Origin of the sequence: Sphingopyxis sp. (assembly GCF_016463645.1) — a bacterium.
Classification (GTDB): Bacteria; Pseudomonadota; Alphaproteobacteria; order Sphingomonadales; family Sphingomonadaceae; genus Sphingopyxis.
Genome location: NZ_JAEMQX010000021.1, coordinates 33,666 through 44,876, shown reverse-complemented (window position 1 = coordinate 44,876; position 11,211 = coordinate 33,666). Strand labels below are relative to the sequence as shown.

Below are 11,211 nucleotides of genomic sequence, written 5' to 3'. Positions count from 1 at the left end.
GGCGGGGCAAGGGGCCGGTCGCGGTGGTCCATCTTCACAATTGGGCGGCGCTGGCGCGGCTCGCCTTGTCGGGCTCGGTCGGCTGGTACCGTGCGTGGGAAGCGCGGGAATGGTCCTCGCCGGATCCGGTACCGCTTTTCGACCTGTTCATGCGCAATGGCGAATCGCTCGGCAATGTCGGGAGGGCGCATGGCCCGTGGCGTTGGCTGAACAAGGTGATCCACGCCCTTCACCGCAACGATCGCCGCGGGGCCAAGCGGAACATCCATGCCCACTATGATTTAGGAAATGATTTCTATCGTTTGTGGCTCGATTCTGCCATGAACTATTCGAGTGCACTCTTCACCGATCCGGGGCAGTCGCTCGAGGAGGCGCAGGCGGCGAAGGTCGATGCGATCCTCGACCGGCTCGACCTGCGTTCGGGCAGCCGGCTGCTCGAGATCGGGTGCGGCTGGGGAGCGCTCGCCGAGCGCGCGGTCGAGCGGCACGATGTGCTCTACACCGGCATCACCCTGTCGCCCGCACAGGCCGAGGTCGCCGATGCCCGACTGGGCGCGATCGACCTGTCGGGACGGTCGCGGATCGAACTTTGCGACTATCGCGACGCGAGGGGCCCTTATGACGCGATCGCGAGCGTCGAGATGGTCGAAGCGGTGGGCGAAGCCTATTGGCCCGCCTATATGGATGCGATTGCCCGGCTGCTGCGTCCCGGAGGCAGGGCGGCGATCCAGTATATCCTGATCAATGACGCGCTGTTCGAGCGTTATGCGGCGAGCAGCGACTTCATCCAGGCCTATATCTTCCCGGGTGGCTGCCTGATTTCGGAAAGCCGCTTTCGCGCGCTGGCCGAGGCGCGCGGCCTTGCCTGGCGCGACGTGCGGCGGTTCGGCGGGGATTATGCCGAGACGCTGCGCCAGTGGCGCGAACGCTTCGATGCGGCGGCCGCGGCCGACCAGCTTCCACCGGGGTTCGACGAACGCTTCGTCCGGCTTTGGCGCTATTATCTGCAATATTGCGAAGGCGGTTTCCGCGGCGGCGGTATCGACGTCGCGCAAGTCACGCTCGAAAAGACGGCCTGAAAACAGGGGAGGACATCAGATGCGAAGATTTTTGGCGGCGGTGCTGCTGTGCACCGTGGCGGCGGGGTGCAGCGCGCCCGCGACCTCCGAGACGACCGACCAACTTCCAAAGGATCTGAATGTGCTCTTCTGGACCCAGGATCAACGCGACGCCGCATTCCGCACGATGGAAACGGTTCCCAAGGTCGTGGTGAACAAGGTCGAGGCAGGCGGGCCCGTCTATCCGTTGCCGCAGGGCGAGCCGATCGACCTTGGTGCCGATGTCCACGCTTATATGGCGAAACAGCGGAACGCCGGGCTGATCATCGTGCAGGACGGCAAGGTGCGGTTCGAGAAATATGCGCTCGGCTATGATGCCGCAGGCCGCTGGACAAGCTTCTCGGTCGCCAAGAGCTTCACCTCGACCCTCGTCGGTGCGGCAGTGAAGGACGGTTATATCAAGAGCCTCGACGACAAGGTCACCGCCTATATCCCGGGGTTGAAGGGCTCGGCCTATGACGATGTCAGCGTGCGTCAGTTGCTGACGATGACCTCGGGCGTCAAATGGAACGAGGATTATACCGATCCCAAGTCCGACGTCGCGCAGTTCAACCTGCAAAAACCTGTTGCGGGCGAGGACATAACCGTCAGCTATATGAAGACCTTGCCGCGCGAAGCGCCTGCGGGGTCGAGGTGGGTATACAAGACCGGCGAGACCAATCTGATCGGCGTGCTGGTGTCGAGCGCGACGGGCAAGACGCTGTCGGCCTATCTGTCGGAGAAGGTCTGGAAGCCGTTCGGCATGGAGCAGGACGCGGCGTGGATGCTCGGGCCGACGGGGCACGAGATCAGCGGCTGCTGCATGTCGGCGAGTCTCAGGGATTATGCGCGTTTCGGCCAGTTCATCCTGAACGGCGGCGTTGCGGGTGGCAAGAAGGTGCTCCCTGATGATTGGCTGCCATCAGCGACGACGAAGCAGGCGAGCATCGACCTCCCGGGCCGCGGCTATGGCTATCAATGGTGGACCAACGACGATGGCAGCTTCGCCGCGCAAGGCATCTTCGGACAGGGCATCTTCATCGATCCGAAGCGCAAGCTGGTGATCGCGTCGAACGGCAACTGGCCGACGGCGACCGACCCCGAGGGCGTCGGCGCGGCGCGCGAAGCCTTCTACAAGCGCGTACAGGCGGCGCTGGACAAGGAAACCGCCAACTGAACCTGGGTCACCCCGGCCTGCGCCGGCATGACAGAATCGGATTAGTCGGTAACAACGCTCGTCGCGCGCTGGGCCAGCCAGACCGCGGCGAGGGGGACGGCGACGCCCAGCGCCATGATCCACCAGGTATCGGCGAGCGTCACCGCGCGATAGAGCGCGGCACCGATAACCGAACCCGCGACGATCCAGCCGGCGCCGGTCCCCGCCGATACGCGCATCGCGAGCCAGCCGCCGGCAAAGGTGCCGATGAACCAGCCGATGATCAGTGCGATCGTCGAACCGACCGGGATCAGGATTTCACCGCTATCCGGATCGTAGACGTCGGGGGAAATCTCGGCGCCGGCATATTGCGCCAGCCAGATCAGCCCGAAAGCGACGACGATGCCGATCATCGCGGCGATCGCCGATCGCAAAAGTGTCTTGGTCATTATTCCCGCGCCCTCGCAAACCCTCTTATGAGAGCATCTTAGCGCAGGAAAACGAAGATGGCGTTAAGCTTTTTCCATGACCTTGGGCAGCGCGTGGAAGGCTGTGCTGTCGAAGCCTTCGACCATCAGCCCGGCGACATATTCGCCGACCGCCACGGGGTCCTTGATGCTTTGCGGGTCTTCCCCGGGATAGGCGCGTGCCCGCATCTGCGTGCGCGTGCCGCCGGGATCGAGGATCGCCGTGCGCACGGTCGAGATATTGCGCATCTCGGCGCCATAGCTCGTCACCAGCGTTTCGAAGGCCGCTTTCGATGCGGCATAGGCGCCCCAATAGGCGCGCGGTTCGCGTGCAACACCGCTCGACAGCGCGATCAGCCGGCCGTTCGCGGCGCGGCGAAGCAGCGGATCGAAATTGGCGATCAGCGCCTGCTGTGTAATCAGGTTGAGCGTCAGCAGCTTGTTGAATTCCTTGCCGTCGATGGCGGCGACAGGGGTCAATGTGCCGAGCATCGCCGCGTTCAGGACGAGCATGTCGAGCTGTTGCCAGCGTTCGGCCATCGCGCTCGCAAGGCGGGCGATGCTGTCGCCGTCGGTCAGGTCGAGCGGTGCGATCGTCGCGCTGCCGCCCGCGGCGTGGATACGATCCTCGAGCTCTTCGAGCCCGCCCGCAGTGCGCGCGGTAATCACGACATGCGCGCCGCGTGCGGCCAGTGCTTCGGCGATCGCCTCACCGATGCCGCGGCTCGCCCCGGTGACGAGCGCCACCTGGCCCGCCAATTCTTCAGATTTTGTGGTCATTATGTCAAACAACCCGTTCGGCAAGCAGCGAAAACTGATCTTCCAGCCCATGCTCGTCGAAATCGGTGAGCGTGGTCGGATAGTCGCCGGTGAAGCAGGCGTCGCAATATTGCGGGGCATCATGCTTGCGGTCGGCTTCGCCGAGCGCGCGATAAAGGCCGTCGATCGTCAGGAAGGCGAGGCTGTCGGCATTGATGAAATTCGCCATCTGGCCGACCGTCATCTGCGCCGCGAGCAGCTTCGCCCGTTCGGGCGTGTCGACGCCATAGAAGCAGCTATGCTGGGTCGGCGGGCTCGCGATACGCATATGGACTTCGGCGGCGCCGGCATCGCGCATCATCTGCACGATCTTCAGGCTCGTCGTGCCGCGCACGATCGAATCGTCGATCAGCACGATGCGCTTGCCCGCGATCAGCGCGCGGTTCGCATTATGCTTCAATTTCACGCCCAGATGGCGGACCTTGTCGCCCGGCTGGATGAAGGTGCGCCCGACATAGTGCGAGCGGATGATGCCGAGCTCGAAGGGAATGCCCGATTCCTGCGCATAACCGATCGCCGCCGGCGTGCCCGAATCGGGGACGGGGATGACGAGGTCGGCGTCGACCGGATTTTCGCGCGCCAGCTCGGCGCCGATCGCCTTGCGCACCGAATAGACGCTCGTGCCGTCGACGATCGAGTCGGGGCGCGAGAAATAGACATATTCGAAGATGCACGGCCGCGCGGACTGCTCCGCGAAGGGGCGATGCGAGGTAAGTTGGCCGTCGCGGACGATGACCAGCTCGCCGGGCTCGACCGAACGGACGAATTCCGCGCCGACGACGTCGAGCGCGACCGTTTCCGACGCCAGAATATGCGCATCGCCGAGCTTGCCGATGACGAGCGGGCGAATGCCGAGCGGGTCGCGGCAGCCGATCATGCCTTCGGCGGTGAGGCAGATCAGCGAATAGGCGCCTTCGACCTGCTTCAGCGCGTCGATGAAGCGGTCGAGCAGCGAGCGATAGTTCGACGTCGCTACGAGGTGGATGATCACCTCGGTATCGCTGGTCGACTGGAAGATCGAACCGCGGCGGACGAGCACCTTGCGGAGCGCGGCGGCGTTCGAGATGTTGCCATTGTGCGCGACGGCGAAGCCGCCGGTCGCAAGGTCGGCGAACAGCGGCTGGACGTTGCGCAGCGCGGTCTCGCCCGTCGTCGAATAGCGGACATGGCCGATCGCCGAGGCGCCGTCGAGCTGGCGGATGATCTCGTCGCGGTCGAAATTGCCCGCAACGTGGCCCATCGCGCGGTGGGTGTGGAAGTCCTTGCCGTCAAAGGCAGTGATGCCCGCGGCTTCCTGTCCGCGGTGCTGCAGGGCATGGAGGCCCAGCGCGACAACCGCGGCGGCGCTATCGGCGCCATGAATACCAAATACGCCGCACTCCTCGCGGAGCTTGTCGTCGTCGAAAGGATGGGTCGTCAGCATGTCGTTCCAGGGGCAGGGGCAGTGACTGCGGCGCATATAGGGAGGGCAATCGCAAATGTCGCCCCCCTAATCACGCAATTGTCACATGCGACAAGAAGGACGGGTGACAGTGGCTCATATCCTGCTCTAAAGCGCCATTCATGGAAGATCAGCGCGACACTACCGACCGATTTGACCCGCGTTTCGACGCCGCCGGGCTGGTGACCGCGATCGTCACCGACGCCGACACGCAGGTGCTGCTGATGGTCGCGCATATGAACGCGGAGGCGATTGCAAGGACGCGCGAGACCGGACAGGCGTATTTCTGGTCGCGGTCGCGGGCCTCCCTTTGGCGTAAGGGCGAGACGTCGGGCAACGGGTTGGCGCTGGTCGAGATGCGCGTCGATTGCGATCAGGACGCGCTGTTGCTGCGTGTCAGGCCCGCGGGGCCGGCATGCCACACGGGTCGTCGTTCCTGCTTCTATCGCCGCGTCGAGGCCGACGGCAGCCTGACCTTTCTGGCGGACGATGCGCAGGGCTAGCTTTGTGCCGGCGCTGCTTGCGCTGCTGCTCGGCGGGTGCGACCGGCCCGCACCGCCTGCAAAGGGAATCGACGCCGACAATCCGCTCGAGGTCGCGGCGCGCCAGCGCGGAGTCGTTCGCCCCGAAGCGGCAAGTCCAGTCGGCGTGTTCGAGCGGACCCACGATCTCGGCCGCGATGCCATGTGCGTCGTTTCCGACGGCGCCGGAAAATGGCGCTTTGCCGTCACTGCGGCGTTCGGGACGAGTCTGTCCTGCACCGCACGCGGAACGATGACGCGCGAGCGGAACGGATGGCGGATGCAGTTCGCCGGTGCCGACGGCTGCGATGCCTTCGTTCACGAGCAGGAAGACGAGCTGCGACTGCCGGGGCGCCTGCCGCCGCAGTGCACGCGATTGTGCCCGAACAGGGCGTCGCTCTCGGGCTTGCGGCTGCCGCGTGCGAGCTGGTCCGAAGCCGATGCGCAGGACTTGCGGATTGCCGGCCGAGACGGCATTATGCGGCGTCCCTGCGCGGGCTGACCTCCCCCGATACGGCGCGCTTCGGCGCTCTTGACGTTCACGTCAACGGAAACTAGTTTCAATTGCATGACCGAACCCTACGGCCACGCCCATATCGACACGCCCGATCATCTGGGGCGCGAACAGTTCAGCATCACCGACTTGTCGACCGAGTTCGGCGTCACGGCGCGCGCGCTGCGCTTCTATGAGGACGAGGGGCTGATCAGCCCGTCGCGCAAGGGCCTGTCGCGCATCTATTCCAAACGCGACCGGGCGCGGCTCGCATGGATCCTGCGTGCCAAACGCACGGGGTTCAGCCTCGCCGACATTCGCGAGATGATCGACCTTTACGACGTCGGTGACGGCCGCAAGCTTCAGCGCCAGGTGACGATCGAAAAATGCGAGGAGCGCATCGCGCTGCTGCGCCGCCAGCGCGACGATATTGACAGCGCTGTAGATGAGCTGTCACGCTTCATCGATATGGTGAAGAAAGTCGATGCCGGCCAATAGGCCGCCCGGCTCCTGACCCTCTGCCTCTCCCCGGGCAAGTTTGACATCGAAACTGCTTTTCAGAAGGATTTCCCATGCCCGTCTATCGCGCTCCCGTGCAGGACACGCTGTTTCTCCTCAACGACGTGCTCGGGATCGAGCGCTATTCGAACTTGCCGGGCTTTGCCAACGCGACCCCCGACATGATCGAGGCGGTGCTGACCGAAGCGGGCAAATTCTGTGAGGAAGTGCTGTTCCCTATCAATCAGTCGGGCGACCTCGAAGGCTGCACGCGCCACGACGACGGCTCGGTGACGACGCCGAAGGGCTTCAGGGAAGCGTATAAAGCCTATTCGGACGCGGGCTGGGGTCTGCTGACCGCGCCCGAGGAATTCGGCGGGCAGGGACTGCCGCATGTCATCGGCTTCCCGGTCGAGGAATATCGCAACGCCGCCAATCAGGCGTTTGCCATGTATCCGGGGCTGACCCAGGGCGCGACCGCCGCGATCCTCGTCAAGGGATCGGATGAGCAGAAGGCGACCTATGTCCCCAAGATGATCGCTGGGGAATGGAGCGGCACGATGAACCTGACCGAGCCGCACGCCGGCACGGACCTCGGCATGATCCGCACGCGCGCGGTGCCGAACGGCGATGGCAGCTATGCGGTCACGGGTACCAAGATCTTCATTTCGTCGGGCGAACATGATCTTACCGACAATATCATCCATCTCGTGCTCGCGAAGACGCCGGATGCGCCCGACAGCGTCAAGGGCATCTCACTGTTCATCGTGCCGAAGTTCATCGTCAATGGAGACGGTTCGCTGGGTGAGCGCAACACGCTCTCGTGCGGGTCGATCGAGCACAAGATGGGCATCCACGCCAACTCGACCTGCGTCATGAACTATGACGGCGCGAAAGGCTGGATGGTCGGCGAGGAGAACAAGGGGCTCGCCGCGATGTTCGTGATGATGAACGCCGCCCGCCTCGGCGTCGGCATCCAGGGGCTCGGGCAGGCCGATGTCGCCTATCAGAACGCCGTCCGGTACGCGCACGATCGCCGGCAGGGCCGCGCGCTCACGGGACCGCAGGACCCGCAGGAAAAGGCCGATCCGCTGTTCGTGCACCCCGACGTCCGCCGCATGCTGATGGACGGCAAGGCGACCGTCGAGGGGCTGCGTGCGCTCTGCACATGGGGTGCGCTGCAGGTCGATCTCGCGCACGTCGCCGAGAGCGAGGAGGAGCGCCAGCGCGCCGACGATCTCGTCAGCCTGCTGACCCCGGTCATCAAGGGTTTCGGCACCGACAAGGGTTATGAGGTCGCGACCAATGCGCAGCAGGTGTTCGGCGGCCACGGCTACATCGAAGAGCAGGGCATGTCGCAATATGTCCGCGATGCGCGCATCACGATGATCTATGAGGGCGCGAACGGCGTGCAGGCGATGGACCTTGTCGGGCGCAAGCTCGCGCAGAACGGCGGTCGCGCGATCCAGGCCTTTTTCGCGATCGTCGACGAGGAATGCGCCCGCGCCAAGGGCAATGAGGCGCTCGCCGATTTCGCAACGCGCCTCGAAAAGGCGAATGGCGAGCTCAAGGCCGCGACGATGTGGTTCATGGCGAATGGCATGGCCAACCCGAACAATGTCGGCGCCGGCGCGCATCATTACATGCACATATTGGGGCTCGTCGCCTTGGGCTCGATGTGGCTGATGATGGCCGAGGCGGCGCAGAAGGCGCTCGCCGAAGGCCGCGGCAACAAGGATTTCCTCGAAGCCAAGCTCGTCACCGCGCGCTACTTCGGCGAGCGCTTCCTGCCCGACGCGGGCTCGCTCCGCCGCAAGATCGAGGCGGGCAGCGAGGCGATGATGGCGCTGACGCCCGAACAGTTCGCCGCGGCCTGATTTTTCGCTCTTGCAACTATCGTCGCCATCATGCGTGGTGGCGGCGATGGGGAACGAGCTTGCACCGATAGTCGTCAAAGGCCGCAATTGCTGGCGGATCGAGCGCGCCGACAAGGCCCGGATGATCGTCGATGCGGCGGATTACTACAAACTGCTGAAAGAACTGATGGCGGGCGCGAGGGAGCGCATCCTGCTGATCGGCTGGGATTTCGATCCGCGCATCGCGCTGATCCCCGACAAGCGGGGCAAGGGCGAGCCGCTCGGCGATTATCTGCTGCGGCTCGCGCATGAGAAACCCGATCGCGACATTGACATCTTGCGCTGGAATTTCGGCGGGCTGAAACAGTTCGCGATGCCGCGCATCCTGTCGATGGTCGCGCGCTGGAAACTGACGCGCTCGATCAGTTTTCGCCTCGACAGCGCGCACCCCGTCGGATGCAGCCATCATCAGAAGGTCGCGGTGTTCGACGATCATCTCGCGGTCTGCGGGGGCATCGACGTCGGGTCGCGCCGCTGGGACACGCGCGATCACAAGGACGGCGATCCGCACCGCACCGCGCCCGACGGCAAAGCCTATATGCCGTGGCACGACAGCACGATGATCCTCGCCGGCCCGGTCGGCAACGCGCTCGCCGACCTCGGCAACGAACGCTGGCAGCGCGCGACGAAGAAGCCACTGCGCGAGGTGAACGGCACCGGCGAAAGCTGGCCGGACGATCTCGATCCCGATTTCGAGGGGGTCGATGTCGCGATCTCGCGCACCCGCGCCAAATATGACGGCTATGAGGAAATTCGCGAGATCGAGCAGCTCTATCTCGACATGATCGCGGCGGCCGACCGCTTCATCTACTTCGAGAACCAATATTTCACCTGCGGAAAGATCGCCGCCGCGATCGCCGAGCGGCTGAACGAGGACGATCCGCCCGAATTCGTGATGGTGATGCCCGAGACCGCCGACGGCTGGCTCGAACAGATGGCGATGGACGCCGCGCGCGTGCAACTGGTGCGCCAGATCGCGAAGGCGAAGCATGGCGACCGGCTGAGGGTCTATTATCCGCGCACGAAAGGCGGCGAACCGATCTATGTCCACGCCAAGACCGCGATCGTCGACGACCGCATGATCCGGGTCGGATCGGCCAACATGAACAATCGTTCGATGGGGCTCGACAGCGAATGCGATGTGACGATCGACGCCGCGTTGCCGGCCAATGAGGGAATCGAACCGGCGATTGCACGGCTGCGCGAGTCATTGCTCGCCGAGCATCTCGACGTGGGGGAAGAAGAGGTCGCGGCCGCCTTCAAGCGGACCGGCTCGCTGATCGGGACGATCGAGGCGTTGCGCGGCAAGGGCAGATCGCTTGAATGGCTCGACCTGACCGCCCCGGGGCCGTTCGACGAGTTCATCGCCGAAAATGAGCTGCTCGATCCGACCAGCCCCGATGCGATGTTCGAAAGTCTGACCGAACGCGGGCTGAAGAAGAGCTGGCATCGCGGTCGCGACTGGATGAAGCGGCATCGACCGTTCGGGCGAAAGTCCTAGTCAGCCAGCGAAAGGATATGCCGTGCCTGCTTGAGGTGCGGGGCGTCGACCATCTTGCCGTCGATCTGCAGCACGCCGGCGCCGGGATTGGCGGCGAAGGCGTCGACAATCGCCTGCGCTCGCGCCGCCTCGTCGGCCGACGGGGTGAAAGCGGCGTTGATCGGCGCGACCTGCGACGGGTGGATCGCCATCATGCCGGTAAATCCGTCGCGCCGCGCGCGTGCGGCATAGGCGGCGAGGCCGGTTTCGTCCTTGATCGCCGGAAAGACCGTATCGATCGCCGCGGTTCCCGCGGCATGGGCGGCGAACAGCGTCATCGCGCGCGCGACTTCATAGGGCGAGGTGTATCTGCCGTCGGCCTCGCGGCTCGTCGTCGCGCCGATCGCGGCAGGCAGGTCTTCGGCGCCCCAGGTCAGGCCGAGCAGGCGATCCTTCGTCTCGCGGTAGCTGCCGAGGGTGAAAATCGCCGCGGGGGTTTCGGTCGCGATCGGCAGGATCGGCGGCAGCGAAGCATCGCGCGCGGACTCGCTGCGCAGGATCGTGTCGAGCTGCGCGATGCTCGGCGCGCCCTCGGCCTTAGGCAGCATGATCGCGTCGGGCCGCGCCGCGGCGATCGCGGCGACGTCGGCGGCGGTCAGATGCCCGTCGAGCGGGTTGACGCGCACGAGCGTCACGACCTCGCGTTCACCCGACAGATAGTCGGCGATCGACTGGCGTGCCGCCTCCTTGTTCGCGGGCGATACCGAATCCTCGAGGTCGAGGATGATTGCGTCGGCGCCCGATGCCGCCGCCTTGGCGAAGCGCTCGGGCCGGTCGCCCGGGACGAAGAGGAGGGAACGGAGGCGCATCAGGCAGCTTTCTTCTTGAGCAGGGCGGATCGTTCGCACTGGCAGACGATTTCGTCGCGCTGGTTGATCGCGCGGTGCAGGAAGGTCACGATACCCGCATTGGGCCGCGATTTCGATTCCTTGAGACCAACGACCTCGGATTCGGCACGAAGCGTGTCGCCGATGAACACGGGCTTGGGCATCACCAGCTTGTCGTAGCCGAGATTCGCCACCAGCGTTCCGAGCGTGGTGTCGCCGACCGACAGCCCGACCATCAGGCTGAAGGTGAAAGTGCCGTTGACGAGGATTTGGCCGAACTCCGACGCCTTCGCCGCCTCGATGTCGAGGTGCAGCGGCTGCGGGTTGTGCGTCATCGTCGTGAAGAGCAGATTGTCGGTCTCGGTCACCGTCCGCCGGATCTCGTGCGTCAGCGTATCGCCGATCGTCCATTCGTCGAAAAAACGTCCTGCCATTT

The 11,211-nt window shown here is 64.7% G+C and carries 12 protein-coding genes; 7 read left to right on the top strand and 5 right to left on the bottom strand.

Annotated elements, in window-relative coordinates; genetic code table 11:
* Together JHC57_RS07140 and JHC57_RS07135 are read left to right on the top strand one after the other, a co-directional pair.
* The coding region (locus tag JHC57_RS07140; protein WP_294029317.1) for a cyclopropane-fatty-acyl-phospholipid synthase family protein at positions 1 to 1,079 on the top strand (1,079 nt) is incomplete at its 5' end.
* A 19-nt stretch (positions 1,080 to 1,098) separates the two neighbouring features.
* The gene (locus JHC57_RS07135) at positions 1,099 to 2,274 is read left to right on the top strand and encodes a serine hydrolase (protein WP_294029316.1); all 1,176 of its coding nucleotides are present in this window, start codon (positions 1,099 to 1,101) and stop codon (positions 2,272 to 2,274) included.
* A gap of 41 nt (positions 2,275 to 2,315) precedes the next feature.
* Here JHC57_RS07135 and JHC57_RS07130 read toward each other — a convergent pair whose 3' ends face one another.
* From JHC57_RS07130 to purF, 3 genes are all read right to left on the bottom strand, one after another.
* Positions 2,316 to 2,702, bottom strand: coding sequence for a hypothetical protein (locus tag JHC57_RS07130; RefSeq protein WP_294029315.1), 387 nt, complete (start codon positions 2,700 to 2,702; stop codon positions 2,316 to 2,318).
* Between the two features lie 63 nt (positions 2,703 to 2,765).
* Entirely contained in the window at positions 2,766 to 3,500 is a 735-nt protein-coding gene (locus tag JHC57_RS07125) for an SDR family NAD(P)-dependent oxidoreductase (RefSeq protein WP_294029314.1), read from the bottom strand.
* Between the two features lie 4 nt (positions 3,501 to 3,504).
* Positions 3,505 to 4,962, bottom strand: a complete 1,458-nt coding sequence (gene purF / locus JHC57_RS07120; protein WP_294029313.1) for an amidophosphoribosyltransferase — start codon at positions 4,960 to 4,962, stop codon at positions 3,505 to 3,507.
* 140 nt (positions 4,963 to 5,102) lie between these two features.
* Between purF and hisI the strand changes: the two genes are divergently transcribed.
* From hisI to JHC57_RS07095, 5 genes are all read left to right on the top strand, one after another.
* Positions 5,103 to 5,483 (top strand): phosphoribosyl-AMP cyclohydrolase, encoded by a 381-nt coding sequence (gene hisI, locus JHC57_RS07115; protein ID WP_294029312.1) that lies wholly within the window; start codon positions 5,103 to 5,105, stop codon positions 5,481 to 5,483.
* Positions 5,484 to 5,487: 4 nt separating this feature from the next.
* A complete protein-coding gene (locus JHC57_RS07110; protein ID WP_294029311.1) occupies positions 5,488 to 6,003 on the top strand; it encodes a hypothetical protein in 516 nt (171 codons plus the stop codon).
* A gap of 66 nt (positions 6,004 to 6,069) precedes the next feature.
* Positions 6,070 to 6,492, top strand: a complete 423-nt coding sequence (locus tag JHC57_RS07105; protein ID WP_294029310.1) for a MerR family DNA-binding transcriptional regulator — start codon at positions 6,070 to 6,072, stop codon at positions 6,490 to 6,492.
* Positions 6,493 to 6,566: 74 nt separating this feature from the next.
* On the top strand, positions 6,567 to 8,369 hold the full coding sequence (locus tag JHC57_RS07100; RefSeq protein ID WP_294029309.1) for an acyl-CoA dehydrogenase C-terminal domain-containing protein: 1,803 nt from the start codon (positions 6,567 to 6,569) through the stop codon (positions 8,367 to 8,369).
* 46 nt (positions 8,370 to 8,415) lie between these two features.
* On the top strand, positions 8,416 to 9,909 hold the full coding sequence (locus JHC57_RS07095) for a phospholipase D-like domain-containing protein (protein ID WP_294029308.1): 1,494 nt from the start codon (positions 8,416 to 8,418) through the stop codon (positions 9,907 to 9,909).
* Here the strand turns inward: JHC57_RS07095 and JHC57_RS07090 are convergent.
* Together JHC57_RS07090 and JHC57_RS07085 are read right to left on the bottom strand one after the other, a co-directional pair.
* Positions 9,906 to 10,757, bottom strand: coding sequence for a CoA ester lyase (locus JHC57_RS07090; RefSeq protein ID WP_294029307.1), 852 nt, complete (start codon positions 10,755 to 10,757; stop codon positions 9,906 to 9,908). The genes JHC57_RS07095 and JHC57_RS07090 overlap by 4 nt on opposite strands.
* Positions 10,757 to 11,209: a MaoC family dehydratase gene (locus JHC57_RS07085; RefSeq protein WP_294029306.1), complete on the bottom strand. Its 453-nt coding sequence runs from the start codon at positions 11,207 to 11,209 to the stop codon at positions 10,757 to 10,759. Before JHC57_RS07085 ends, JHC57_RS07090 begins: the two co-directional genes overlap by 1 nt.
* Positions 11,210 to 11,211 lie beyond the last annotated feature (2 nt).